Annotated in this window: 25 protein-coding genes and 1 pseudogene; 13 read left to right on the top strand and 13 right to left on the bottom strand. The window is 66.4% G+C overall.

The window, feature by feature from the left end; all coding sequences use genetic code 11:
• The first annotated feature begins 21 nt into the window (after positions 1-21).
• Genes ureG through NG696_RS07870 form a run of 3 tightly spaced genes read left to right on the top strand, consistent with a single transcriptional unit; the run spans position 22 to position 2564 of the window.
• Positions 22-636, top strand: coding sequence for an urease accessory protein UreG (gene ureG, locus NG696_RS07880; protein ID WP_252567748.1), 615 nt, complete (start codon positions 22-24; stop codon positions 634-636).
• A complete protein-coding gene (locus NG696_RS07875) occupies positions 633-1502 on the top strand; it encodes an urease accessory protein UreD (protein WP_252575039.1) in 870 nt (289 codons plus the stop codon). The genes ureG and NG696_RS07875 overlap by 4 nt, the downstream gene beginning before the upstream one ends.
• Entirely contained in the window at positions 1503-2564 is a 1062-nt protein-coding gene (locus tag NG696_RS07870; RefSeq protein ID WP_252575037.1) for a HoxN/HupN/NixA family nickel/cobalt transporter, read from the top strand. It begins immediately after the preceding gene.
• 52 nt (positions 2565-2616) lie between these two features.
• Here the strand turns inward: NG696_RS07870 and arfB are convergent, their stop codons facing one another.
• On the bottom strand, positions 2617-3039 hold the full coding sequence (gene arfB / locus NG696_RS07865) for an alternative ribosome rescue aminoacyl-tRNA hydrolase ArfB (protein WP_252567754.1): 423 nt from the start codon (positions 3037-3039) through the stop codon (positions 2617-2619).
• Positions 3040-3202: 163 nt separating this feature from the next.
• Here arfB and NG696_RS07860 point away from each other — a divergent pair, with 163 nt between their 5' ends.
• The gene (locus NG696_RS07860) at positions 3203-4429 is read left to right on the top strand and encodes a multidrug effflux MFS transporter (RefSeq protein ID WP_308291955.1); all 1227 of its coding nucleotides are present in this window, start codon (positions 3203-3205) and stop codon (positions 4427-4429) included.
• A gap of 36 nt (positions 4430-4465) precedes the next feature.
• On the opposite strand, the gene NG696_RS07855 is transcribed toward NG696_RS07860, so the two are convergent.
• From NG696_RS07855 to NG696_RS07835, 5 genes are all read right to left on the bottom strand, one after another.
• On the bottom strand, positions 4466-4759 hold the full coding sequence (locus NG696_RS07855) for a type II toxin-antitoxin system RelE family toxin (RefSeq protein WP_252575035.1): 294 nt from the start codon (positions 4757-4759) through the stop codon (positions 4466-4468).
• Entirely contained in the window at positions 4756-5031 is a 276-nt protein-coding gene (locus NG696_RS07850) for a type II toxin-antitoxin system Phd/YefM family antitoxin (protein WP_252575033.1), read from the bottom strand. The genes NG696_RS07855 and NG696_RS07850 overlap by 4 nt, the downstream gene beginning before the upstream one ends.
• 101 nt (positions 5032-5132) lie before the next feature.
• A complete protein-coding gene (locus tag NG696_RS07845) occupies positions 5133-5837 on the bottom strand; it encodes an alpha/beta fold hydrolase (RefSeq protein ID WP_252575031.1) in 705 nt (234 codons plus the stop codon).
• 9 nt (positions 5838-5846) lie between these two features.
• Positions 5847-6611, bottom strand: a complete 765-nt coding sequence (locus NG696_RS07840) for an ABC transporter ATP-binding protein (protein ID WP_252575029.1) — start codon at positions 6609-6611, stop codon at positions 5847-5849.
• Positions 6612-6645: 34 nt separating this feature from the next.
• Positions 6646-7800, bottom strand: coding sequence for an ABC transporter permease (locus tag NG696_RS07835; RefSeq protein ID WP_252575028.1), 1155 nt, complete (start codon positions 7798-7800; stop codon positions 6646-6648).
• 165 nt (positions 7801-7965) lie between these two features.
• Here NG696_RS07835 and NG696_RS07830 point away from each other — a divergent pair, with 165 nt between their 5' ends.
• The 3 genes from NG696_RS07830 to NG696_RS07820 all read left to right on the top strand — a co-directional run bounded on the left by NG696_RS07830 (position 7966) and on the right by NG696_RS07820 (position 11357).
• On the top strand, positions 7966-9387 hold the full coding sequence (locus NG696_RS07830; RefSeq protein WP_252575026.1) for a sensor histidine kinase: 1422 nt from the start codon (positions 7966-7968) through the stop codon (positions 9385-9387).
• Complete coding sequence (locus NG696_RS07825) at positions 9387-10040, top strand: response regulator (RefSeq protein WP_252575024.1); 654 nt, start codon at positions 9387-9389, stop codon at positions 10038-10040. Before NG696_RS07830 ends, NG696_RS07825 begins: the two co-directional genes overlap by 1 nt.
• Before the next feature lie 165 nt (positions 10041-10205).
• Positions 10206-11357: a GGDEF domain-containing protein gene (locus tag NG696_RS07820; RefSeq protein WP_252567768.1), complete on the top strand. Its 1152-nt coding sequence runs from the start codon at positions 10206-10208 to the stop codon at positions 11355-11357.
• Positions 11358-11447: 90 nt separating this feature from the next.
• Here NG696_RS07820 and NG696_RS07815 read toward each other — a convergent pair.
• Positions 11448-12313, bottom strand: a pseudogene (locus tag NG696_RS07815) (SulP family inorganic anion transporter); the annotation flags it as partial.
• A gap of 168 nt (positions 12314-12481) precedes the next feature.
• Between NG696_RS07815 and mptB the strand changes: the two are divergent.
• Complete coding sequence (gene mptB, locus NG696_RS07810; protein WP_252575022.1) at positions 12482-14101, top strand: polyprenol phosphomannose-dependent alpha 1,6 mannosyltransferase MptB; 1620 nt, start codon at positions 12482-12484, stop codon at positions 14099-14101.
• A 40-nt stretch (positions 14102-14141) separates the two neighbouring features.
• Here mptB and NG696_RS07805 read toward each other — a convergent pair whose 3' ends face one another.
• The 6 genes from NG696_RS07805 to NG696_RS07780 form a co-directional block, all read right to left on the bottom strand.
• A complete protein-coding gene (locus NG696_RS07805; protein WP_252575020.1) occupies positions 14142-14444 on the bottom strand; it encodes a hypothetical protein in 303 nt (100 codons plus the stop codon).
• 24 nt (positions 14445-14468) lie between these two features.
• On the bottom strand, positions 14469-15689 hold the full coding sequence (locus NG696_RS07800) for a glycosyltransferase 87 family protein (protein ID WP_252567774.1): 1221 nt from the start codon (positions 15687-15689) through the stop codon (positions 14469-14471).
• Between the two features lie 61 nt (positions 15690-15750).
• A complete protein-coding gene (locus NG696_RS07795) occupies positions 15751-17103 on the bottom strand; it encodes a glycosyltransferase family 87 protein (protein ID WP_252567776.1) in 1353 nt (450 codons plus the stop codon).
• Positions 17104-17235: 132 nt separating this feature from the next.
• A complete protein-coding gene (locus NG696_RS07790; RefSeq protein WP_252567778.1) occupies positions 17236-18345 on the bottom strand; it encodes a GTP pyrophosphokinase in 1110 nt (369 codons plus the stop codon).
• Between the two features lie 113 nt (positions 18346-18458).
• Complete coding sequence (locus NG696_RS07785; RefSeq protein WP_252567780.1) at positions 18459-19508, bottom strand: LacI family DNA-binding transcriptional regulator; 1050 nt, start codon at positions 19506-19508, stop codon at positions 18459-18461.
• Between the two features lie 47 nt (positions 19509-19555).
• Positions 19556-20599, bottom strand: a complete 1044-nt coding sequence (locus NG696_RS07780; RefSeq protein WP_252575018.1) for an NAD(P)-dependent alcohol dehydrogenase — start codon at positions 20597-20599, stop codon at positions 19556-19558.
• A gap of 127 nt (positions 20600-20726) precedes the next feature.
• Between NG696_RS07780 and NG696_RS07775 the strand changes: the two genes are divergently transcribed.
• The 5 genes from NG696_RS07775 to NG696_RS07755 all read left to right on the top strand — a co-directional run bounded on the left by NG696_RS07775 (position 20727) and on the right by NG696_RS07755 (position 25794).
• A complete protein-coding gene (locus NG696_RS07775) occupies positions 20727-21626 on the top strand; it encodes a helix-turn-helix domain-containing protein (protein ID WP_252567784.1) in 900 nt (299 codons plus the stop codon).
• 42 nt (positions 21627-21668) lie between these two features.
• Complete coding sequence (locus NG696_RS07770; protein WP_252567786.1) at positions 21669-22217, top strand: DapH/DapD/GlmU-related protein; 549 nt, start codon at positions 21669-21671, stop codon at positions 22215-22217.
• Positions 22218-22357: 140 nt separating this feature from the next.
• Positions 22358-23386: a uridine-preferring nucleoside hydrolase UriH gene (gene uriH / locus NG696_RS07765; RefSeq protein WP_374211194.1), complete on the top strand. Its 1029-nt coding sequence runs from the start codon at positions 22358-22360 to the stop codon at positions 23384-23386.
• Positions 23387-24814, top strand: a complete 1428-nt coding sequence (gene uriT, locus NG696_RS07760) for a uridine transporter UriT (RefSeq protein WP_252575015.1) — start codon at positions 23387-23389, stop codon at positions 24812-24814.
• A complete protein-coding gene (locus tag NG696_RS07755) occupies positions 24811-25794 on the top strand; it encodes a ribokinase (RefSeq protein WP_252567790.1) in 984 nt (327 codons plus the stop codon). The genes uriT and NG696_RS07755 overlap by 4 nt, the downstream gene beginning before the upstream one ends.
• Positions 25795-25799: the final 5 nt, after the last annotated feature.

The following is a 25799-nucleotide window of genomic DNA, read 5'->3' as shown; positions in this document are numbered from 1 at the left end:
CAATACGTAGCAAGGAGCACCATGAAACTCATCAAAATCGGCGTCGGCGGTCCTGTCGGCGCAGGCAAGACCCAGCTCGTGGAACGCCTGACCCGCCACCTCAGCACCGAGATTTCGATGGCCGCGATCACCAACGACATCTACACCATCGAGGACGCCAAGATCCTCGCGGCCAACGGGATCCTGCCCCTGGACCGGATCATCGGAATCGAAACCGGCGGCTGCCCGCACACGGCGATCCGGGAGGACACGTCGATGAATTCGGCCGCTGTGGAGGAGCTGCGGCTGCGCCACCCCGGCCTCGAAGTTGTCTTCATCGAGAGTGGGGGAGACAACCTGTCGGCCACGTTCAGCCCGGAGCTCGTGGACTTCTCGATTTACATCATCGATGTGGCGCAGGGCGAGAAAATCCCGCGCAAGGCCGGCCAGGGCATGATCAAGTCCGACTTCTTCATCATCAACAAAAAGGACCTGGCCCCGTATGTGGGTGCTGACCTATCCGTGATGGAGGCGGACACTCTCGAGTTCCGTGGCAACAAGCCCTACTGCTTCACCAACCTCAAAACCGACGAAGGGCTGGAGCACGTCATCAACTGGATCAGGCGCGACGTGCTCATGCTTGACCTCCGCCAGTGACGGGTGCGCCTGCGCCCGAACTCCCGGTGCGCCGAGCCGCCGTCGAACTCGCCGGTACGCTCGCCCTCACGGTGGGTGTGCGGGGCGAGCGTTGCATCGCCACGAGCCAGTACCACCAGGGCGCGCTGCGCATCCTCCGCCCGCACTACCTCGATGACACCGGCCAGGTCTGCTACGTGGTGGTCAATCCCGGGGGCGGGTACGTCGGTGGCGACGAGTATGAAATCGACATCGCCGTGGAAACAGGGGCCCGGCTCCTGCTGACCACACAGTCAGCCACGAAGATCTACCGCACTCCCGGGACCCGCGCCGAACAGCGGACGCACATAAGGCTCGGCCCCAACGCGAGCCTGGAATATGTGCCGGACCCGCTGATCGCCTACCGCGGGGCGACCTACCGCCAGGCCACAGTGGTTGAGATGCACGGCAGCGCCTCGCTGGTGATGGCCGAGATCGTCACCCCGGGCTGGTCACCGGACGGCGCCCTGTTCGGCTACGACGAAATCCGCCTGCGGAACGAGATCTCGGTCGACGGGCGCCTGGCGGTGCTCGACAACCTGCTGATCCGTCCGCTGACCGGTGCCGCCCCGATAGACGGCATGGCCTTCCTCGAGGACTACACCCACGTCGGTTCCCTCCTGGTTATGGATGCCCGCGTGGATGCCGCGCTGCTGAACGAGCTGCATGAGCAGCTGCTGCCGCTTGCCGACGGCTGCAACCTGGGAATGTCACTGCTCGACGGCGGCCTGGTCATCCGGGCCCTGTCCCACGCCACCGAGCCGCTGGACGCCGTCATCCGCGCCGGCATCGATTTTCTGCGGTTGCGCTGGCACGGCCAGCCCCGCCTCGACCTTCGAAAGTACTAAATGAAAGCCCTCTTGAACCACCACGAGCGGGAAGCCCTCCCGACGGCCCGCCGCTTGGCGGTCACCTTCGCGGCAGTCGCCGCCCTCCACGTCGTTATGCTTGCGCTGCTGGCCGATTCGCTGCGCACAAACCACAGCCCTGTGGTGCTCGGCCTGCTCATCACGGCTTACCTGGCCGGGGTGAAGCACAGCTACGACTGGGACCACATTGCGGCGATCGATAACTCCACCCGCCGGTTCGCGGCCCAGGGCCGCAGCCCAGTCAGCGTGGGTTTCGCCTTCAGCATGGGCCACAGCATGGTGGTTGTGCTTGCCGGGGTACTTGTTGTCAGTGGTGCAGGCATCATTCAGGACGCGCTTAATGACGGCTCGTCCGCGAACATGGTTTTGAGCATTACCGGGGCATCTGTCTCGGGCCTGTTCCTGCTGACCATCGGTGTTTACAACGCCGCCGCGTTCCGGCGAACCGCGTTGCTGTACCGCCGCGTCAAAGATGGTGCGACCGTCACCCGCGAGGCACTGGCCCCGACCGGGCTGGTGGCCCGCCTGCTCAACAAACCGCTCTCCCGCGTCAACCGTCCACGTGACATCTTCGTCCTCGGATTCCTCTTCGGCCTCGGCTTCGACACGGCCTCGACCATCGCGTTCCTGCTCCTCACCGCGACGGCCGCCCTCGCCGGCATCTCCCCGGTCGCCCTCATGGCCCTGCCTTTTGGCTTCATGGCGGCGATGACGCTGTGCGATACGGTGAACGGCGTCGCGATGATGAAGATGTACCGAAGCGCCGTTGTGGACCCCAAACGCCGTATCGGTTTCAACATGGTCATCACAGGGGTGTCCGCAGCCTCTGCCCTGTTCATCTCGGTCATCACCATCGCTGGCCTACTGCACGCGATGCTCGGTCTCACCGACCCGGTGACCACCTTCCTTGCCGAACTCGACCTCGGCCACGCCGGGCTGGTCCTCGTGGCGCTGCTGCTGTTCATCTGGGCTGCGCATACCTGGGTGCGCCGCGCCGGCGAAGCCGCCTCAGCCACAACGGGCGGAAACCCGCAGGGATAGGGCTCGACGGCGGGATCGCCGCTGGGTCCTGCCGGAGCCCGGCTCGACGGCGCTACTCGGCGGACGGCCGCTGCCGTTGCCGTTTCGTCGCCGACCGCTGTTCCTTGGCGGCGAGACGACGGCGGTTCGAACCCCGCGTGGGTTTGGTCGCCCGGCGGCGGGGGCCTTCGGGTGCCAGACCTTCTGCCACGAGATCGGCGAGCTTGGACAGGGCGGTCTCGCGGTTGCGCAGCTGGGAGCGCTGCTCGGAGGAGGCCACGGTGATCACCCCGGCGACGAGGCGTGGTGCGAGACGAGTCAGCAGCATCTGCCGTTGGTCATCCGAAAGTACGGCGGAGCCGGCGATGTTCCATGAGAGTTCGGCGCGGCTGTCCGTTGTGTTGACGTGCTGACCGCCTGGCCCGGACGACCGCGAGAACCGCCAGCGGAGTTCCGACGCCGGAATCGTGAGCGCGGGCGACACCTCCAGATCCATGCAACCAGCGTTGCACACTATGGGCGCTTACCCGCTACGGCTGCGGCAGGGGAGGGAGGTACTGGCAGACCCCTGATAACCAGAGCCCTCGCTAGGACAGGCATGACCGCGTTGTATTGAACGTGAACCGCAGTCCTGCCCCTACCCACAGACCGGAGCCAGCGTGACCGCCGTCGTAACCCCGATTCCCGCACGCGAGCAGACAGTCGGCCGCCCCCTGGCGATTGTGCTTGGCCTGCTGACCATCTTCGGTCCCATCTCCATGGACCTCTACCTCCCGGTCCTCCCAGCCCTCACCGCTGAGCTGCAAAGCACGACGTCGGTGGCCCAGTTGACCATCACCGCCTGTGTGCTGGGTCTCGCCATCGGCCAATTAGTAGCGGGGCCGCTCTCGGACCGCCTCGGGCGGCGGACGCCGCTGCTGATCGGCGTCGTTGCCTACACGCTGACGTCTGTCCTCTGCGCGCTGAGCCCAACCATCGAGACGCTCATCGTCGCGAGGTTCGTCCAGGGCCTGGCCGGAGCCGTGGGCATCGTCATTGCGCAGGCCGCCGGGCGGGACGTCTACTCGGGCGCCAAGCTCATTCGCTACTACGGCCGCCTCACGGTTCTCGGCGGACTGGCCGCCATCATCGGCCCGGTCATCGGCGGGCAACTCGCCACCGTCACCGACTGGCGCGGAGTCTTCCTGTTCCTCGCAGCCGTCGGCGTCGCCGTCCTGCTGGCGTCATTGGTGGTCTTCCAGGAGACCCTGCCCGCGAACCGGCGAGTGACTGGAGGGTTTTCGCAGACCCTCCACGGTTTCCGCCGGCTCCTCGCTGACCGCGTATTCGTCGGGGCCGTGCTGATCACCGGTTTCACGTACTCGGCGGTCTTCGCCTATCTGAGCGGGGCAACCTACATACTCCAAGGCATGTATGGGCTCTCCCCGCAGGGCTACTCGTTCGCGTTCGGCCTGAATTCACTGGGCTTTGTGGTCTTCGGGTTCATCGCCGGCCGGCTCGCTGAACGGTGGTCCGAACGTGGGACGCTCACCGCGGGCCTGATAATGACGGCCGCCGGCGCCTTGGGGCTGCTGGCGACGGCGGCCCTGCACCTGCCGCTGATTGCCATTGTCCTGTCCCTGTTCACCATGGTCAGCGGCGTGGCCGTCACCAGCCCGCCGGCCACGTCGCTTGCCCTCAAGGATTATCCCGATATCGCTGGGACGGCATCCTCGTTGCTGGGGCTGGCCCGGTACGCCTTCGGCGGCATCGCTGCACCCTTGGTGGGCATCGGCGGCGCCAACGACGCCGTCCCCCTCGGCATCGTCGCGGCCGCTTCAGCGGCAGCCGCCGTGCTTTGCCTGGGGCTGGTCAAGAGGCGGCATGGTCAGGATCGAATTCGCTGACCCGGACCACACTCGCACACTGCCTATGGGTCTTTGTCAGCGAGGCTTGTAGACGTCCGCGCGGTGCTCGATGCGGTGGACATATAAGGTGTGCTCTTCAACATCGACGGTGAACAACACGCGGTAGTCACCGCGGCGTGCGGTGCGCAGGCCCAGGAGTTCACTTGTGAGGGGCTTGCTGAGCCGGCGGGGATTGTCGGCCAGAACTCCAGTAACGAATTCGGCAATTGCGGCAGCAGCCTTCTCCGGCAGCCGACGAAACCCCTTCAGCGCGGGGCTGGTGACTTCGATTCTCCAGGGGCCCTGCTCGTTCGATGGTTCCTCAGTCACCTCGGCGGTAGCCCAAACTCTCGGCGCAGGTCATCGCCGCTGACGGTGTTCCCTGCCTCGATGTCGCGCTGGGCCTGTTCCAAATCTGTCCTGATGTCCGGCTGCGATAGCCAGTGGATGGTTTCCTGAAGTGACTCGAGGTCGTCAGCGGACATCAACACCGCTGACGGGTGCCCGTGGCGGGTGATCTGGATGATCTCATGCGTCTTGTCCGCCTCCTCCACGAGTGCGGAAAGCTTGTCCTTGGCTTCGCTAAGGGGCACGGTTTTCATACTGTGATTATAGCCTGAAGTCAGGCTATTTAATGGCCTGACTTTTAGCCGATGATGGACCTCGCGGGGATCGGCTGATGTCACTGCTTAGACCCGCCGCGTCACCCCCTCCGCTCCACCGCCGCCAGGATCACCTGGCCCAATTCCACAGGTTTGGTGAACTGGGGCCAATGGCCGGTGGGGAGGTCCACGTACTCGACGTCGCGCATGCGGGCCAGCTCGGCGGTGAAGGGATGCCCGGCGTCGATCCATTCGGTGAGGAGCGACGACGGGAACTGGCACGCGATCACAGTCGCCGGAACGTCGTATCTGCGGACGTCATGCAGGCGCTGCCGGCCATGCGCAACGCCCCTGGGCTCTGGGATGGCGCGCGCCCGGAACGACGCGCGCAACTCATCGGTGAGGTCCACCAGATCGGCGTCATCGAAGCCATCCCACGGCGGCAGGGGCACGTCGTCGCCCTCGGTGGGCAGCCCGTCATTGATGACGCCGCCCTCGCCCAGGGGTCCGCTGTCCACGTAAATATTCCGGGCAACGCGGTCCGGCCGTGCGTCCGCCACGCCGTGGATGACCGCGCCACCACCGGAGTGCCCCACCAGAACCACCTTTCCGTCGAGACCGTCCAGAACGTCTACGACGGCGGCAATATGGTCCTTCAGAGTGATGCCGCCACGCCGTGCGTCCACAGATTCAAGGCCGGGCAGCGTCACTGGGTGGGGTGTGTGCCCCGCCGCCGCCAGTGCCGGCGTCACCTTCTCCCAGGATGAGGCGTCCAACCAGAAACCGGGTACCAAGATGATGTCCATGACGGAACCCTACTCCGCGACCCCGGCGCTAAGTAAGGCGCCGGGTAAGACCGGGGCGGTCAGGCCGCCGTCGCGCATTACGGCGACGGCGTCGGTCAGCGGGACGAATTCGGTGTCGTGCGTGACCATCACGGTGGCCACCTGGAACTCGTCGGTGACCCGGCGCAGCAGCCCGACGATCGATGCGCTGCGCGCGTGGTCCAGCGCCGCCGTCGGCTCGTCCACCAGCAGCACCTTCGGGCTGCCCATCAGGGCCCGGGCGATGTTCACCCGCTGCCGCTGCCCGCCCGAAAGCTGGTGCGGTCGCTTGTCCGCGGACGCGGCCAACCCCACCAGATCCAGGAGTCCCGCGGCGTGCGAACGCGCGGCCTTCAGCGGCTTGCCGCGCAGGTGGTGGCCAATCATCAACTGCTCGACGGCGGTCAGGGACGCCAGGAGGTTGGGCTGCTGGAAGATGATGCCCACCTTCTCCCGCCGCACCGCGGTCAGTTCCCTGTCCTTCAGCCCCGCGGTGTTGATCCCGTCAATGATCACGTCCCCGCTGGTGGGGTGGACCAGGGTGGCGGCGACTGCCAGGAGGCTGGATTTGCCCGAGCCGGACGGGCCCACCAGCGAGACCATCCGGCCTGCTGCGACCTGGAGGCTGATGCTGTCCAGGGCCTTGATGGTTCCGCCGCCGTCCGGGTATTCGAGGGTGACGTTGCTGAGGGTCAGCGGGTGGGTGAGCGCGGAGCCGGCGGTGGGAATGAGGGGCGCAGCAGTTGTAACAGACATGGGAAGTACCTTTCGGGAGTTTCAGGGAGAGGAATTAGTTGCCACCGAGGGCGATCAGCGGATCGACGGTGGTCACCCTGCGAACTGCCAGCGCGGCGCCCGCCATGCCCAAGGCCACAATTCCCAGCACGGGCAGCAGCGTGGTGGCGGGCGTGACCAGGAAAGGCGCGGCCTGTGCCGCGGCGAATCCGCCCAGAATTCCGACCGCCCCGCCCAGGCCCGCGCCGGCCAGCAGCACAATGGCGGCCTGGGTCATGGCATCGCGCAGTACGTAGCCGCCCGACGCGCCCATGGCCTTGAGGACGGCGATATCGCGGGTGCGCTGCACGGTCCAGACCGTCAGGAACGCCACGATCACCAGCGCCGAAATCCCGTAGAGGAACGCCTGCATCAGCATCAGCGACCCGTTTTCGCTCTTGAAGGAACCCAACGCCTGGAACGATCCTGTGCGGCTGGTGCTGACCGTGCGTGCCATCGCGTTGGCCGCTTCCTCGTCCACCACGGCCCCTTCCTGATAGGTGACGGCGACGACGGTGGCCACCGGCATGCTCCCCGGCGCGCTGCCGGCCACGGGCGCCAGGCGCGCCACCTCCGCCCAGGTGGGCAGCGCCGTCCACACCACGCCGGTGTGCGAATACCACTGGTCATCCACGACGGCGGTAACGGTCACCTCAGTGCCAGCCACCGTGGCCGTGTCTCCGACGTCGAGCGAAAGGTCCGCGGCGACGGTCGCGCCGATCACCACCGACCCCGCCCTGACCGGCGACGGCGCCAGCTGCCCGTCCTCGGCAACGCCGAAGACCGCCACGTTGGTGGTGCCGCCATCGCCGCCCTGGAGGCGGGACTGGCTGATGCCCAGGGCCTCGGCCCGGACCACCCCCGCGGTGCGCTTCCAGCTGTCCACCTGCGCGGCCGTCACTTCGCTTTCGGTGAAGGATGCCGTGGGCTGGTTGGTTCCGGGTGCGCCAAAAACGATGCTGTCCACCTGCTTGGCCGCAGCCCCGGAGTCAGAACCGGAGCCAGCACCGGATCCGGCACCCAGCTTCCCGATGGCGGACGTGGACTGGTCGCCCAGCCCGGCGGTGAGCCCGGAGAGCAGCACCAGCAGCAGCGTCACCAGGGCCACGACGCCGCCCATCAGGGCAAACCTGCCCTTGGCGAACCGGATGTCGCGAATAGCGAGAAACACGTTGTACTTCCTTCAGTGGGGGTGGAATTCCTTCTGAATCCACTCTCCGGCGCCTCGGCCCGGCCCACATCAGGGACTTGGTTGAGGCCGGCGGGACAAGGGGTTGAAGGGGCGGTCAACCTTTTGGTTGATCCGCACATTCCCACAGGCGCCTAAGCTGGTGAAATGCCTGCCGCGGACCCACAGACCACCCCGTCGGGGGCAGCCATCCTGCGGTTCCTTCGGGTGACGCTTCACGTCGGTTTTGCCGTGCTGCTGCTGGTCGCCATCCTGCGGCTCCACTTCGCTGACGGAGCCGTCGGCGCGGACGGCGCGGACGGCGCCGCCGGAGTGAACGGCCCCGCAATGCCGGAAGGCGCAGCAACCGGCCAGCGCCTCGCCTGGTCCGCACTCGCCCTTGCGCTCGCCGCGGCCTATCTCGTCGGCACCATCCTGGAGAAGCGCTTCGCCGCCGGCCGCTCCAGCTTCAACCCGCACCCCTACGCCGCCCCCTGGCTGGGCCTTGTCACAGCACTGTGGGGCGTCCTCCTCGCGGGCAGTGCCGAATTTTCCTGGGTCGCCTTTCCGCTCTTCTTCCTCCACCTGCACATACTGCCGCGCCGGATTGCGCTGCTCACCATCGCCGCGATGACGGCCGCCGTCGTGGCTTCGCAGTGGGTGGCCAGCGGCCTGCCGTCGCCCACCCTGCCCATGGTCCTGGGACCGGGGCTGGGGGCCGTTTTCGCCGTGGTCACCGGGCTGGCTTACCGCGCGCTCTACCAAGAGAGTGAGGCGCAGCGGCTGGCCGCGGACGAACTCCGGCGGACCCGGGCCGAGTTGGCCCGGACCCAACATGATGCCGGCGTCGCAGCTGAACGTGAGCGCCTGGCCCGCGAAATCCATGACACCCTCGCGCAGGGCCTGTCCAGCATCGTCCTGGTTGCGCGGGCGGCAGAAAAGTCCCTGGCCAGCGGCGACCTTGCCACCGCCGCCGAGCGGTTCGCGCTGGTGCAGCAGACGGCGTCGGAAAACCTCGCGGAGGCCCGCAGCTTTGTCCGCGGCCTCACCTCGCCCCAGCTCCAGGAGTCGTCGCTCCCGGAAAGCCTGCAGCGGCTCTGCGGCGAAACCGAAACCCTGGCCGCCGCTCGCGGTGAAGGACTCCGCTGCCGCTTCGAGCTGGTGGGCGACCCGGCGGAGCTGCCGCCGCAGTACAGCGTTACCCTGCTCCGGGCTGCCCAGGCCAGCCTGGCCAACGTCCGGCTCCACGCCAAGGCGAGCACCGCCGTCGTCACCCTCGCGTTCCTCGGGGACGAGGTAACCCTGGACGTGTACGACGACGGCACGGGCTTTGTGCCGGAAGCAACGGGTCCCGGCGTGGCGGGCCGGGCGGACGGCAGCGGGTTTGGGCTGCGCTCGCTGGCTGCCCGGGTGGCTGAGCTGCACGGCTCCCTGGACGTGGAGACGGCACCCGGCGAAGGGACCGTCGTCGCCATCCGGCTGCCGCTCTCGGGAAGTGTGCTGCCTGGTCAGTCGCCCCCTGGAGGGGCGCTGCCCGGACGGCCCTTGGTAAGCCCGGAACTGCCCGGCCCGGCGGTGGAGCGGCACTGATGGGCAAGCTCCGTATTCTCCTGGTGGATGACCACCCCGTGGTCCGCGCGGGACTGCGCGCCATGCTCACCGAATTTGAGGACTTCAGCGTCGCTGCCGAGGCCGCCGACGGGGACGCGGCGTTGCGCGAACTGGCGCGGCTGCGGACCCTGGGGGACCGCGTGGACGTGGTCCTGATGGACCTGCAGATGGGCGCCGGGATGGATGGCGTCACCGCCACCGCAGCGATCCGGCAGCTGGACTCCCCGCCGCCGGTCCTGATCCTGACCACTTACGACACTGAGGCGGACATCTTGGCCGCCGTGGAGGCAGGCGCCAGCGGCTACATGCTCAAGGACGCCCCGCCGGAACAGATCCGCCAGGCCGTGTTGTCGGCGGCGGCGGGCCAGACGGCGCTGGCGCCCAAGGTCGCGGCCCTGCTGATGTCGCGGATCAGCAGCCCGGAAACCGCCCTCACAACCCGCGAGGTCCAGTTGCTTGAACTGCTGGCCACCGGCCTGACCAACCGCGCCATCGCCCGGCGGCTCTTCATTTCCGAGGCCACCGTCAAGACCCACCTGGTGCACATCTACGGCAAGCTCGGCGTGGACAACCGGACCTCGGCCATCGCCCTGGCCACGCAACGACGGATCATCCGCACGCCAGGCCAGTAACCTCCCTGAGTTTTTGGGAAGATATCGGCCGCTAAATGGCTTTCGGCGCGGATTATGTGGACAAAAAATCCAGGGGTGTCGCAGTTTCGGTTGCAGGGCGAAAATGTCCGATGGCGGTGCGATACTGAGGTCTGCATCACTCGGCAGTCGGGGGGAACGTCGGACATGGTCCTGGACACTTCTACGCTGAGGATTGCCTTCGGCGTGATGGCTTTGGTCCTGGTGCTGCTGTTCTACTTCTTGGACTACCGCTACACGCGCTCGCCGTACGGCGGCTGGTGGTGCCTCGCATTGGTGTTCTTCCTTTCCGGATCCGCCGCCTTCCTGCTCAACGGAACCGCCCACCAATGGTGGGCCAATATGCTGGGCAATGTCCTGCTGGTCCTCGGCGGCGCAGCCGTCTGGGCCGGTGCCCGGTCGCTCCGGGAGGTGCCGCCGCTGCGGTGGGCGTTCACCGGGGTACCGCTGGTCACCCTGGTTGCCTCCGCCGTCGACAATCCCGGCACCAACACCTGGTCCGGCGGTGCAGTCTTCCTCGCCGCAATGTGCCTGACGGTGGGGCTCGCCTCCCGGGAACTCTGGCGGCTGGACCCCGGATATTCGCGCGTGCGGGTCCCCATGGCTGCCGCGGCGGCCGGGTTGTCCGCGTTCTATTTCGGCCGGCTTGTCCTCTTCCTCCTGGAGGGCCCGAACGGTCCCACGTTCGTCACGTTCTTCGGGTCCGCAGTGACCACGTTGGTGACCATGGTGCTGCTGGTGGTGGTGTCCTTCAGCATGGCCGCATTGAGCACCGAACAGCAGACCCGGGCTCTGCACATGGTGGCCACCCGGGACGATATGACGGGGCTGCTCAACCGCAAAGCCTTCCGGGACCTGGCCGCGGCGCTGTTGAAGGACAGGACCGTCGCCCGGGGAACGGGTGCCCTGATCCTCGCTGACCTGGACCATTTCAAGGCAGTCAACGACACCCACGGACACGCTGCCGGCGACCTTGCGCTCCAGGCCTTCGCCGACGCGTGCCGGGACGTGGTGAGATCCACGGACCTCGTGGGCAGGTACGGCGGGGAAGAGTTCATCCTCCTCATCCCGGGCGCCTCCGCCGGGCGCGCGGAGGAAATCGCCGAGGAGGTCAGCAGGCGGCTCGCCCAAGTGCCCACCGTCGACGGGCTGGAGATGCCCACCGTCAGTTACGGTGTGGCATTGTACGACGCCGCGACGTCCGATGTGGAAGACCTCATCGCAGCCGCTGACCGGGCCCTCTATGCGGCCAAGTCGCTGGGACGGAACCGCGCCGTCCACAGCGACCCGCGAGGCTAGCCCGTCAGTTGAGCTTTCCCGCCAGCCGTTCCCGCACAGCCACGCTGGCGGCATTCAGCCCGATCAGCTCCACTTTTCGCCCGTGCTCCGCGGAGCGATGGAGTGCCAGTCGAAGGTGATGGCGGAACGAAGATCATCACGGCCACCAGCGCGGCCATCGGAATCAGGCCAACAACGTCGCCGAGCACCACCACCAGAACCAGCAGGAAGACGCCGGCCAGGAATGTGGATACCCGGCTCCGGGCCCCGGATCCCTTGACGTTGATCATGGTCTGGCCGATCACGGCGCAGCCGCCCATGCCGCCGAAGAAGCCGGTGACGATGTTCGCCACGCCCTGGCCCCAGGACTCGCGGGTCTTGTTGGAGCGGGTGTCCGTGATGTCGTCCACGAGCTTGGCGGTCATCAGCGATTCGAGCAGCCCCACCAACGCCACAGACACCGAGAACGGTGCGAGGACCTGGAATATCTCCCACGTCAGCGGGACGTTGGGGACAAACGCCGAAGGCAGGCTCTCGGGCAGCTGGCCCTTGTCCTGGACGGTGGGCACATCCAGCAGGATCTGGAAAACGCCGGCCAGGATCACCGCCGCGATCAGGTGGTCCAGGCCGTGGCTGCGCATCAGCGGGGCGATGACCAGGGCGACGGCGCCGGTAGCGGCGGAAATCATGGCGGGCCGGCCGCCCACAAAGGAGATGGTGACAGCCATGGTGAACGAGGCAAACAGGCCGATCCGCGGATCCACGCCCGCGATCACCGAGAAGCCGATCGCCTCCGGGATCAGCGCCAGCGCCACCACCAGGCCTGCCAGCGCCTCGGTCTTCAGCCGCCGCGGCGAGCGAAGCGTGGCACGGACTGATTGGAGCTGCTGAGGCGTGCTGGTCCGGGCATCTGGGACGCTTCGTACGGCCACGGCTGGGTCCAATCGTGCAGGTGAAGCCGGCAGTGGCGGCTTCATTCATAGGCGGGGATGGGGCGGCGCCACGCCTCATTGCGAAATAGGGGGCACGTCCGCCCCTACAAGTCTGGGGCAGGCCGCGGGCCAACTGCTAAAATGACTGGGTTGTAGACCGGCCTATAGCTAGTCCAGCCAGCGCCGTAACGTAAGTAGGGGACCACACAAGACATGACGGCAGGCGGTTCACACATCAGCACTTCGGAGAGCGTTCCCGGTCCGTCGAAAAAGACAGCGGCCGGCGCGGAGCTCCCGAAATCTTCCGCCCCCGCCGTAGCTCCCCCCACCAAGCGCCGGGTGTACATCGCCACCTGGCAGGGCTTCCTCGGCGCCCTCATGATGTTTGTGGGCTCGATCGGAACGGGCTGGATCGCCAACGGCTCACCCATGATCCGCCAGCCGGTGGTCATCGCCCTGCGGACCGAGGGCTGGGGCGTGACGCTGTCCACCGTGCTCCTGACGGTGGGGGCGATGCTCCTGATGCGGTCCTGGCTCCGGCTGGGCCAGCGGCTGGACGACTGGGGCGAACACTCGCTGCGGTCGGTGGTCATAGCCATCTCCGCCTGGTCCCTGCCGCTCCTGCTGGCCGTCCCCATCTTCTCCCGCGATGTCTACGCCTACACGGGACAGGGCCGCCTGGTCATGGAAGGCCAGAACCCCTACGCCGTGGGCATTTCCACCCTCAACAACTGGTTTGCCCTCGGCGCGGACCCGGCGTGGGCCGAGAACCGGACCCCCTACGGGCCTTACTTCCTGTGGCTCGCCCGCGGCGTGGTGGAGCTGACAGGGGCGCAGCCCGACGTGTCCGTGCTGCTGTTCCGCCTGATCGCCGGCGTCGGGGTCCTGCTCTGCGTCATTTACGTGCCCAAGCTGGCCGAACTGCACGGCATCAACGGCGCGCGGGCACTCTGGATCGCGGTGGCCAACCCGCTGTTCCTCATCAGTTTCGTGGCCAGCGCCCACAACGACGCGCTCATGGTGGGCCTCGCCGTCGCCGGTGTCTACTTCGCCGCGACGAAGCGATACCTGGCCGGAATCCTGCTGGTCACCGCCTCCATCGGGATCAAGCCCATCACGGTTCTGCTGCTCCCGTTCATCGGGGTTATGTGGGCCGGGCCGGCCGCCTCGTGGACGCGGAAGTTCCTCATTTGGGGCGCGACGGCGGGAATCAGTTTCGCGGTGCTGGCCGTCAGCGGGATCCCGTACAACCTCGGGTTGGGGTGGGTGTGGGCCATCATGGACCCGACGCCGGGTTACACCGGCTATTCGCCGTCAGGGTTCCTGGGGCAGCAGGTCGAGTTCCTCGGCAACGTGCTGGGATTGCCGGGCGGCACCATCGCGGACCTCCTGCGGACTGGCATGAAGTGGGCGGCTATCGGGCTCGTGCTGCTGCTGATGTTCCGTGGCGATTACTCGCGGGCAGTGCGCCGGCTGGCTCTGGCGTTCACCGCCGTCGTGATGCTTTCGCCCATCATCCAGCCTTGGTACATCCTCTGGTTCCTGCCGTTCCTGGCGGTGACGGGCATCCGGAACGACTGGCAGATCCGGTGCCTGTACGTGGGCGTGACGTTCTTTGTGGTGTTCGGCGCGCAGGACCAGCTCTCGGTCTGGTCCTTTGTGGAGCTGCCGATTAATGCGTCCTCGCTGGCGTTCGTGACGGCGCTGCTGTTCACGTTCTACCTGCTGGTCCTGGACATCCACACGCGGAAGCTGCTGATCGAGGGCAAACCCTCGGACTGGGCCCGGCGGGGTTGGCGCTGGGTCCTGGACCAGCGCCGCACCGCCCGCTGAGGCGCGCCGGCTCCGCCAAAGAGCTCTAACGAGCGGAACTCTACGACGCGGCCCTGCGCCGAAGACCCAGGCGGTAACGGTAACCCAACCAGAACGCCAATGTCAGCAGGGCCACTGCAATGAGTAAATAACCGGTCCGAGCACCGCTGTCCATCAGGACCATCGTGTCCGATGTGAAGGTCTGGTTAGCCAGGGGTGCGTAGGCGAACCACCCGATCTCCTGCCGGGGCGCCAAGACTGCAGCAAGTCCGGTGGCAACCGCGGCTGCCGCAAGGATCGGTGCCAGCAGCGGCAGCCAACGGCGGAGCCCCGGCCTGTTTGTGTTTTCTTCCCCCAAAGTCATGGCACTACCCTAAGGCGGCCCGGGTCAGGCGGCCTGCGTGACCGCCTGTGATTTCCGGCCGAGCTCGGCGGTCCGCTTCACCGACCACCAGAGCAGCACCACCAGCAGCACGTTGCGCGTGGTGAGGATGGCGGCCATGACCGGGTGGGCGTGGATGAGCGGCGTGTAGAACAGCGGATAGATCACAAAGGTGGTCACCGCGATTCCCATCAGCAGCGCCGCGGGAACCTTCCACCGCTCCCAGTCGTGCGTCAGGCCCGCGATGATCACGGGGGCCAGCCAGATAATGAACTGCGGCGAACCCACCTTGTTGAACACGATGAACGCCGTGGTCATCATCAGCGCACCCTCGAGGAAGAGTTCCTCCCGCTCGGCACCGCGGTTCAGGGCCCTGACCAGCAGGACTGCCGCCACCACGGCGGCGAGGATCAGCAGGGGCTGCATCAGCAACGCGGCCACGCTGGCGCCGGGGCCGTAGACCTCTGTGGAGTTGATGGCCGTGTTGTCCGCCATCTTGGAACCGGCGATGTTGAAGACGCTGAGCCACACCCACGGCGTGGAGAACGTGGCTTCAAGCTGCATCCCACGCTCGCCCTGGTTGGTCAGGAAGTCCATGATGTGCGGCAGCCCGCCGGACAGGTACGTGCCCAGGCCCACGACGGCGGTGACTGCGACACCGGACGCCAGTACCTGGATCCGTTTCCGGCTGGCAATAACGATGGGCACGAGGACCGCTGCCGGCCACACCTTGAGCCAGGTGGCCACGCTCAGCAGGATCCCCGCCACCACGGGGCGTTCGGCCGCGTACAGCAGGGCAATCAGCACGATGGGGGCGGTGATTCCCTCCACCCGGGCGAAGCTGAGATAGCCCATAAATACCGTGAAAAACAGCCACCACCAGGCCGGGGCGATGCCCTTCACCTTCCGCGGCCCGCGCGTCAGGAAAGCAAGCCCGACGGCGTTGAGGGCTGTGATGATCAGGAACCAGCACAGGAGGTACAGGCTGGGTCCGGCAATGTTCGCGAGGAAGATGGGGATCTGCGCCAGCACTGGGTATACCCAGGGGCTGATCTTGCCGTCCAGGCTGTCCGGATTGTAGCCGTCCATGGCCCACTGGCGGTACTGCTCGGTGTCGCTGAACGTATCGCCGTTGAGGAAGAACGACGCCATCCAGCCAAGGAAATACAGGTGGATGACTGCGAAGCCCCACCAGACGCTGGACGGACGGGCGAACCAGTCCACCACGCGCGCGGGCAGGACGGTGCTGCGGACGCTGACCAGCCGGTCGAAGAACTTCGTGGAAATCTTAGGACTCCTTGAGCGCGGGGACGGACGCGGAAGTCTTTTTGCCCAGCGAGTACAGGCGCCGGACCGACCACAGGAACAGGACCACCAGGAGGACGTTGCGGATGGTCAGCACGCCGGCCATGAGGGGGTTGTTGTGGCTGAGGGCATCGTAGAACAGCGGGTAGATGAAGAACGTTGCCACCGCGATGGCGATGAGCATGGCCGCGGGGACCCGCCATTCACGCCAGCTGTGCGCCAGCCCCACCGCTACGGCGGGGGCCAGCCACACCATGAACTGGGGTGAGCCCACCTTGTTGAACACCACAAAGGCGGTGGCCAGGGTGAGGGCTCCGGCCAGCAGCAGCTCGGTGCGGTCCACCGCGCCGTCGGCCTTGCCGTTGCCGTTGAGCTTGCCGTTGTGCAGCGCCCAGAAGGTCAGTCCGGCCACGAGCAGGGCGGCAAGGATGAGGAGCGGCTGCATCAGCACGGACATCACTGCCGTTCCGGGGCCGTCCACCTGCATCGAGTTGATATCGGTGTTCATGTACATCCGGGAATCGCCGATGTTCAGCACGGACAGCCACAGCCACGGAGTGGTGAACGTTGCCTCGAGCTGCATGCCCCTGTCGCCCTGCTGCGTCAGGAAGTTCAGCAGTTTGGGAACACTGCCCACGACGGCGGCCAGAGCCACCACCACCGCTGAGGTTGCCACGCCTGCCAGCACCACCAGCAGGCGGTTCTTGACGACGGCGAAGAGGGCCAGCATCACTGCGGCCGGCCAGACCTTCACCCAGGTGGCTGCGGCAAGCAGGACCGAGGCGATAAACGGCTGGCCCACGCCGTAGGCCAGGGCCACCAGGACGATCGGTGCGGTGAGGCCGTCCACGCGAGCGAAGCCCAGCCAGCCCATGAGCAGGGTGAACACCAGCCACCACCAGCCCGCGGGGATCGCGTTCAGGTTGCGGCCGCGCTCCGTGAGCTTGGCCAGGCCCCAGCCGTTGAGGATGGTGGTCATCAGCACCCACAGGAAGAAGAACGGTCCGGGACCAGCCAGCCCTGCTAGCGCCATGGGGATCAGCGCGAGGATGGGGTAAACCCACGGGCTGGGGCCTCCGCTGAGGTTCGCTTCGTCGAAACCCGCCCGGGCCCAGTCGCGGTAAATGAACGTGTCGCTGAAAGCTTCGCCCCGCAGGGACAGCAGCGCCGCGAAGATCAGGAAACCCAGGTGCACCAGGATGAAGCCGGTGAGAAGTCCACGCGGCGTGTTCAGCCAGGACCGTGCGGCCGCAGGCAGGATGACGTTGCGGATCCGGGTGAGCGTGGCGAAGAATGCGTCCGTGGAAATGGCGGAATCCTTGTCAGAGAGGGGCATAAACAGGTGCCGGATCTTGCCGCGGGGCTGGAACCGGGAGCATCGGAGGTCCGTTTACAACAGCCTCCACCATGAGTCAAGGGTAGTTGAAATGTCGGTGGTGCCCAATAATCCTGCGGCTCCGCGATTGGTCTACTCGGACTTGGTCTGGCGGTAGCGCTCGATCTGTTTGAGCCGCCGCAGGAGGCTGTCGCGCCGCGGGTGCGGGACGGCGTCGGGCGCCTCTGCGGTGAGGTCAATGTGTTTGGTGCCGTACTGCCAGAGCAGGAGGTCATCCAGCAGGCGGTCCGGGCCGGGGGAGTAGCGGTGGTCCAGCGCCTTGCGGACCTCGGTGATCCGCTGGGCGCTCAGAAGGCCGGCCAGCTGGACGGTCTGGTTGAGGCCGTGGGCGGCCATAAGCTCGGCGGCCCAGCCCCAGTCGTCATCGACTTTGCGGTCCACGTGCGGCAGCAGCGTGCGCCAAACGTCCCGGATCCGGTTGGGTGTGAGCTGCGCGGCGCCCTCACCCTCGACATCCCAGTAGCTGCGGACTTCCTCGTAGCGTTCGTGCAGGTCCGCGAAGGCGCTCTCCACCGTTTCCAGCATGGCGGCGGTGGCGGTGAACTGGCGGTCGAAATGCGGAGTCCAGGCGCGGGGGTCCTCGGCCTTGAAGCGGATGTCGTGCTCGATCTCGCTCCAGGCGTGGGCGAAGACGGTGCGGATCTGGCATTCGAAGAAGTAGCTGCCGTTGGCCTGAATGTCCGGGTTGAAGGCCTGCTGGTAATCCTTGACGGCCTCGTTCTGGATGGTGCGCAGGATGAGGTGGCGGCTGGAGTAGCCGTACGTGCCGGACTCGATGGAGCCGATGTCCTTCTCCCGGTCGCCGCGGCAGTCGAACACCTGGCGCTGGCGCTTGATGATGTTGGCCACCAGGGCGTTCTCCGCGGGCAGCTTGGTGATAACGCGCACGCCCACCATGTCATTGAGGGTGCGGAACGGGTCCGGGAACTTCAGCACCGGGGGGCCGCCGGGTTCCAGCGGTTCCTCAATCCGGGAAATCTTCTCCCGGAAGGATTCCACCGATTTGGTGCGCCCGGTGACAAACAGCGGAGTGACCTCGGTGTCCTTCAACATGTCGCGGAGGATGTGGAGAACGTCCTTGGTGACCAGCTTCAGGGCAGGGCGGACGCGCTCGTAGATCTCCACGTTTTCCTGCACGGATTCACGCAGGCTGATGTCCAGGCTGTCCCAGTTACTCGGCATGCCCCCAGCTTACGGCGGGGGTGTGACAGCACCCCATCAGGACGCTCTCTCACTTATTCTAAGAAATGCGGCAACGCTCTCTCACTTTCTTAGGGAAAGTGAGAGAGCGTTGGCTATGAAGGGGCCGTTGCCGAGGTGGAGTTGCGGACCACCAGGGAGCTTTCCAGCGTCAGCTGCGGCTGCTCCAGCTGGTGGCCTTCCATAAGTCGGCGCAGCTGCCCGCCGGCCTTCAGCCCCAACAAGGTCGCCGGCAGATGCACGCTGGTCAGGCTGGGATTGCTGGTGGCGGAGTACGGCAGATCATCGAAGCCGGCGATGGCCAGCTGGCCCGGGATCTGGACGCCTGCCACCCGCGCTTCCTGCAGCACCCCATAGGCGTGGGTGTCAGTGCAGCAGACGACGGCGGTGACCCCGGCCTGCTGCCACGCGGGCCAGGCGGCGGCGAACGCGGCGGCAGACGCCCCGACGTCGATGGTGGTCCTGATGATGTGGCCGGGCCCCACCGATATTCCGTGGGCCGCTGCCTCGTCCAGGAAGGCTTCGCGGCGGATGGCGAACGTCGCTGTGCCGGTGACACTGTCCACGTAGGCCACCTGCCGATGCCCTGCATCTGCCAGGTGTCCCGCCAGCTCCCCCGCGCCGTGCGCAACGTCCAGATTGACGGACGGGGCGTAGGCCTCCAGCCCTGGAGCATCGAGCAGGACCACGGGGCCCGCGGCAGAAAGTTCTTCCAGGAATTCGGCGTTTGGGGCACCCACGAGCAGCCCGGCCGGCCGGAGTGCCATCAGCTTCCGGACGTCGCCGGCCTGCGGAAATTCGCCCGCGTCGGTGACGGACAGCAGCAGCTGGTAATCAGCCCCGAGTGACTCCCGGACCCCGGCAATCACCTTGGCGAAAAACGGGTTGGAGATGTCCGGAGACACGAGGATCACGATGGAGCTGACGCCTTTGGCCAGCGAGCTGCCGATCCCGTCCACCACGTACCCGAGCTCGGAAATTGCGTCCCGCACTCTGGCAATGTTGTCCTCAGAAACGCGACCGGCAGTCTTGCCGTTGGCCACCAGGGAAACCGTCGCCGTCGAGACGCCGGCGCGGGCCGCGACCATGGCGGCGGTGATGCGCCGAGAGCGGACGGATTGCTGCACCTGCTCCGCGGATTCCATCCTTCGATCGTAGTAGGCGTGGAGGGCCGGTGCTGCCCGCCGGTGTTCTAGACGAGAGTGGAGGTGTCGATGACGAACCGGTAGCGGACGTCGGAGGCAAGGACGCGTTCGTAGGCATCGTTGATCTTGCTGGCCGGGATGACTTCGATTTCGGCGCCGAGGTTGTGCTCGGCGCAGAAGTCGAGCATTTCCTGGGTTTCGCGGATCCCGCCGATCATGGAGCCGGCGAAGGAGCGGCGGCCCATGATGAGGGCGAACGCGTTGACCGGGAGCGGTTCAGCGGGAGCACCGACGTTGACCAGGGCGCCGTCGAGGGTGAGCAGCTGCAGGTAGGCACTGATGTCGATCGATGCGCTCACGGTGTTGATGATCAGGTCGAAGCTGCCGGCGAGATCCTCAAAGGTGGTCTCGTCGCTGGTGGCGTAGTAGTGGTCCGCGCCCAGCTTCAGCCCGTCCTCCTGTTTTTTGAGCGACTGGGAAAGTACGCTGACTTCCGCGCCCATGGCGTGGGCGAGCTTAACGGCCATGTGGCCGAGGCCGCCCAGGCCGACGACGGCAACTCTCTTCCCAGGGCCGGCACCCCAGTGCCGCAGTGGGGAGTACGTGGTGACGCCCGCGCACAGCAGGGGAGCGGCGGCGTCGAGCGCGATGCCTTCGGGGATCCGCACAACAAAGTCTTCGGTCACGACGACGTGCGTGGAGTAGCCACCCTGCGTGATGGTGCCGTCGCGGTCCACAGCGCCATAGGTGCCGACGTTGCCATTCAGGCAGTACTGCTCTTCGCCCTGGAGGCAGTTGACGCATTCGCGGCAGGAGTTGACCATGCAGCCGACGCCGACCCGGTCGCCGATAGCGTGCTTGGTGACCGCCGAGCCGATCTCGGTGACGATGCCGGCGATCTCGTGGCCGGGGGCCAATGGGTAGGACTGGGGACCCCAGTCCCCGCGGACGGTGTGGATGTCAGAGTGGCAGATGCCGGCGAACTTGATGTCGATCAGGACATCAAGGGGGCCGACGTCGCGGCGTTCGATCTTCGTGGGAACGAGCGGCTCAGCGGCGGACGGTGCGGCGTAGGAACTAACGGTAAACATTCTTCTCCTGTTTAGGGGGTGCCTTTGCATCAATATCACCCTATTTCCATCGGCTGAAGAAGGCTGCGTTTATTGGGGTACAAGCTCTCCCCCCTTTAGCCTGGTGAACTGGGGCTATCGTGGATTCATGGACAACCTGCCCGACAACCGCGCCGACATCCGGGACTTCCTGGCCAGCCGCCGCGCCAAAATCCGCCCGGAGCAGGTGGGGCTTCCCGCGGGCAGCCGTCGCCGCGTTCCCGGACTGCGCCGCGAAGAGGTTGCTGTCCTCGCCGGAGTGAGCACCGAGTGGTACGCGCGGCTGGAGAAGGGCAACATCAGCGGCGTGTCTGACGACGTCCTCAAGGCCGTCGCCGGGGCACTGCACCTGAATGATGAGGAATGCCTGTACCTTTTCGAGCTGGCACGGGCCGCCCGGCCCATGCGCCGGACGCATTCCCGCCGCAAGGAAGTGGGGCTGGCGGTCACTGTCCATTGGCTGCTTGACTCCATCACCACGTCGGCCGCGTTCGTCCGCAATGGCCGCCTCGATATCGTGGCCTCTAATGCGCTGGGGCGCGCACTCCACGCGCCCATGTTTGCTAGCGAAACCACCACTGCCAACGGCCAAGCAAACTTCGCACGCTTTCACTTCCTCGACCCGGCCGCGCGGGAGTTCTTCGTCGACTGGGACGCCGGCGCCGCGGCCACCGCCGCCCTGCTGCGTGCCGAAGCCGGCCGTGAGCCCAACGACCGCTCTCTGCGCGAACTCGTAGGCGAACTATCCACCTTGAGCCCCGAGTTCCGCACGCTGTGGGCATCGCATGACATCCGTTTCCGACACGAGGGAACCAAGCGGCTGCGACACCCCGTGGTCGGCGACCTGGAGCTGACCTACCAGTCCCTGGCGTTGCCTACCTCCCCGGGTGTCGTCAGAGACGTCAGCTTCTACACCGCCGAACCCGGGACGACCCACGAAGAGCGCATCAAACTCCTCACCAGCTGGGCGGCCACGGCGGTTTCGGAAGCAGCAAAACCCAACAATTAACGTGTGCGAACACGCGTGACGAGCTTTGACTGAAAAGACACCATGGAACTCGCCGATCTCCTTGAGGCGCTGAATGCCGGACACACCATCACCGGGGACTCGCCGTTGCATGAGGTCATGCACCGGGTCAGCCAGGATGCCCTGCGCATCACTGGCGGATATCAGGAACCGGAGCGGGTACGGGAGCTGTTAGCTCAGCTGACCGGCAAGCCGGTTGACGAATCTGTGACGGTTTTCCCGCCCTTCTACTCCGACTTCGGGAAGAACATCTCCCTCGGGGAACGGATCTTCATCAATTCCGGGTGCAAGTTTCAGGACCAGGGCGGTGTGGTCATCGGGGACGACTGTCTGATCGGGCACAACGTGGTGATAGCCACGCTCAACCACGACCTCATGCCGAGCCGTCGCGCGGACATGCACCCGGCCCCTGTGGTCATTGGCCGCAATGTTTGGATCGGGGCCAACGCCACAATTCTGCCGGGCGTGACGATCGGTGATGATGCCGTTGTGGCGGCTGCGTCCGTGGTCACGAAGGACGTACCGGAAAGTGCCATTGTTGTGGGCTCGCCTGCACGAGTAGTGGCTCGCTAGCCAACTGAGGCCCCACGGTCTGAAAGCGCCGCCAAGACATCAAGCGTTTGACGTGCGGCAACGTTAAGCGCTTGACGCGCGGCTTGGGCAGGTGTCATGATCTCCGTGAATGCTTTCGGCCACTGCTCCGGCAGGCCCCAATGACGTGGAGATTTAACGTGGAATCCAAACCGATGAAACCCGCCCCCAAGAAAATCATTCTTGACTGCGACCCCGGGCATGACGACGCCGTGGCCATCCTGCTCGCGCACGGCAACCCTGATATTGAACTGCTGGCCGTCACCACCGTGGTGGGCAACCAGACGCTCGAAAAGGTCACCAAGAACGCGCTCGCCGTCGGGACCATCGCCGGCATCACCGGCGTACCTTTTGCCGCCGGCTGCGGCCGGCCCCTGGTCCGCACCATCGAAACCGCGCCGTCCATCCACGGAGAAACGGGCATGGACGGCCCCGCACAGCCCGAGTCCACCATCGAACTGGACCCGCGCCACGCCGTCGACCTCATCATTGACACTGTGATGGCCCACGAACCCGGAACGGTCACCCTGGTTCCCACCGGCGGCCTCTCCAACATCGCGCTGGCAGCCCGCAAGGAGCCACGCATTGTGGAACGCGTCAAGGAAGTTGTCCTTATGGGCGGCGGCTACCACGTGGGCAACTGGAGCGCCGTGGCCGAATTCAACATCATCATCGACCCCGAGGCCGCCCACATCGTATTCAACGAGAAGTGGCCCGTGGTGATGGTGGGCCTGGACCTCACGCACCAGGCCCTGGCCACCCCGGATGTGGTGGAGAGGATTGCGGCTGTGGGTACCGGACCCGCCAAGTTCGTGATGGAACTGATGGAGTTCTTCACCCAGACCTACAAGGACGCCCAGGGCTTTGACTTCCCGCCCGTCCACGATCCGTGCGCCGTGGCCTACGTGATCGATCCCAGCATCGTCACCACTCGCAAGGTTCCGGTGGACATCGAACTGCAGGGCACACTGACGCTCGGCATGACCGTGGCCGACTTCCGCGCCCCCGCACCGGACGACTGCACCACGTCCGTGGCCGTTGACCTGGACCACGCCCGTTTCTGGGACCTCGTCACGGATGCCCTCGTGCGCATCGGCGAACCGGCCGTTCTTGAAGCAGCAGGCCTTGCAGCAGCCACGGGAGGCAAGTAAATGAGGGCCACCCTCATTGAGGCAAAGACCAGCCGGGGCAACGTCACCGCCCTGATGGTCGCCCTGCTGGCCGCGTGCGTCGCCTTCCAGCTCAACGCCTCCATGCTCAGCCCCGCCCTGGTCACCATGGGCAAGGAACTGAACACCGATCAGGCCGTCATCGGCCTCTCCCAGACCTGGTTCTTCACCGCGGCCGCCCTGTTCTCCGTCTTCCTGCCCCGCCTGAGTGACATCATCGGCCGGAAGAAGATCCTGATCGGCATGATGCTCCTGATGGCCGGCGGTTCGGTCATCGCGGCCATGGCTCCCGACGTGACCTGGCTCTTTGTGGGCCGCATCATCCAGGGCGTCAGCGGCCCCACGGTGCCGTTGTGCCTGATCATGCTCCGCTCCGCCGTCAGCAACCCGCGCAAATACGGGACGCTCATGGGCCTCATCACCGCGGTCAACGGCGGCGTGGCCGGCGTCGACTCGTTCGTGGGCGGCTACTTCGCCGAGCACTTCGGGTTCCGCAGCATCTTCTGGCTGATGGTGGTCCTGGCCCTCGTCGCCACCGCCCTGATCGCCGTCCTCGCCGGCGAGAGCAAGCCGGCCGCCGGCACCTCCATGGACTGGCTGGGCGTGTTCTTCATCGTCGTGGCCGTGGGTGCGCTGCTCACCGCCCTCAACGAGGGCTCCAAGCTGGTGGGCGCCTTCGCGCCCGGCACGCTCCTGCTGGCCATCGGGCTGGTGGTGGTTGCCGCCGTCGCATTTTACTGCTTCTGGACGGTGGAAAAGCGCGCCAAACAGCCCATGGTGGAAACCGTCCACCTGCGGCAGCGCTCCACCTGGGCGCCGCTGCTGACCACCACGCTGACCATGACCGGCATCTTCGCCGTCATCAACGGGATCGTACCGGCGTACGTGCAGGCCGCTGACCCGGGATTCGGCATCGGCCCCACGGAAATGTCGCTCATCATCCTCACCCCGTACGCCCTGCTCGGCTGGCTGGTGGGTCCCCTCAGCGGCAGGCTCGCGCCCATTCTCGGTTACACCAAGGTCCTGCGTATCGGCATGCTGGGCAGCATCGCCGCCCTGGCCATCATCGCGTTCTTCGGCCTCAGCAGCCTGCCCATGATGATCGCCGGAACGGTCTTGCTGGGCATCATGTACGCCGGTACGGTCAACATCATGCTGAACGGACTCGGAGTTGTCCTCTCACCCGCCGGAAACCCGGGGTTCCTGCCCGGCATGAACGCGGGCGCCTTCAACCTGGGCGCCGGCTTGAGCTTCCTGGTGCTGCCCGCAGTGCTGGTGGCCACCTCGGCTCTCGGCGACGCCAAGGCGTCCTACCTCTCCGTGGTGGTGACGGGCCTGGTCATCACGGTGGCCGCGTTCGCCGCGTCGCTCCTGATCCCCAAGCCCGTCGAGGCTGAGGTGACCGAATGACCGCCGCAACAGCCGGCACCCGCGGCCGGATCGTCGTCGTCGGTTCCCTGAACGCGGACCTGACCATTTATTGCGAGCGGCTGCCGCTGCCCGGCGAGACGGTGCACGGCAACGGTTTCGCCGTGAACCCGGGCGGCAAAAGCGCCAACCAGGCCGTCGCCGCCAGCCTGCTGGGCGGGTCCGTCAGTCTTGTGGGTGCCGTGGGCGTGGACGCCAACGGCGACATGCTCCTGTCCTCCGCTGCCGGCGCCGGGGTGGACATCTCCGGCGTGCGCACCTCAGCAACCGAGGCCACCGGCGTCGCCGTCATCGCCGTGGATTCCAGCGGCGAAAACAACATCATCATCTCCGCCGGCGCCAACGGCACCCTCTCGCCGGCGGACGTCGCCGCTGCGGCGGAAACGTTCGACGGCGCCGCAGTGGTCTGTCTCTGCCTGGAAGTCAGCCTTGACACGGTTGAGTCCGCCGCCCGGGCAGGGCACGACGCCGGCGCCACAGTTCTGCTGAACCTCTCGCCGTACGCGGAAATCCCGCAGGCGCTGGCGGACCTGACCGACGTCCTGCTGGTCAACGCCCATGAGGCGTCGCTGTTCCTCGGCTCCGCCGGGAATCCCGGTTCCGCCGAAATTCCCGGCAGCGACGCGGATGTCAGCCATTGGGAAGCGGTCAGGCTGCACTTCGCCGAGCGGGGCCTGCAACGCGTCCTGGTCACGCTGGGGGCCCACGGCTCTGTGGTGCTGGATTCGCTGGCTCCTGCCGGGCAGCAGCTGGTCCGGGTGGCACCCATCAAGGTCAAGGCCGTGGACACCACCGGCGCGGGCGACGCGTTCACGGGGGCCGTGGCGGCCCGCCTGGCAGCCGGCGCGCCGCTGGCTGACGCCGCCGCTTTCGCTTCGATTGCCGCCGCGCTGGCTACCACGCGCAAGGGAACGCAGGCGGCCTACCCGGAAGTGGCGGACGTGGAGCGCCTGCTCGCCTAGGGTGT

The sequence above is a fragment of the Pseudarthrobacter cellobiosi genome (assembly GCF_023913755.1).
Taxonomy (GTDB): Bacteria; Actinomycetota; Actinomycetes; order Actinomycetales; family Micrococcaceae; genus Arthrobacter; species Arthrobacter cellobiosi.
This window is presented reverse-complemented; position numbering and strand designations above follow the sequence as displayed.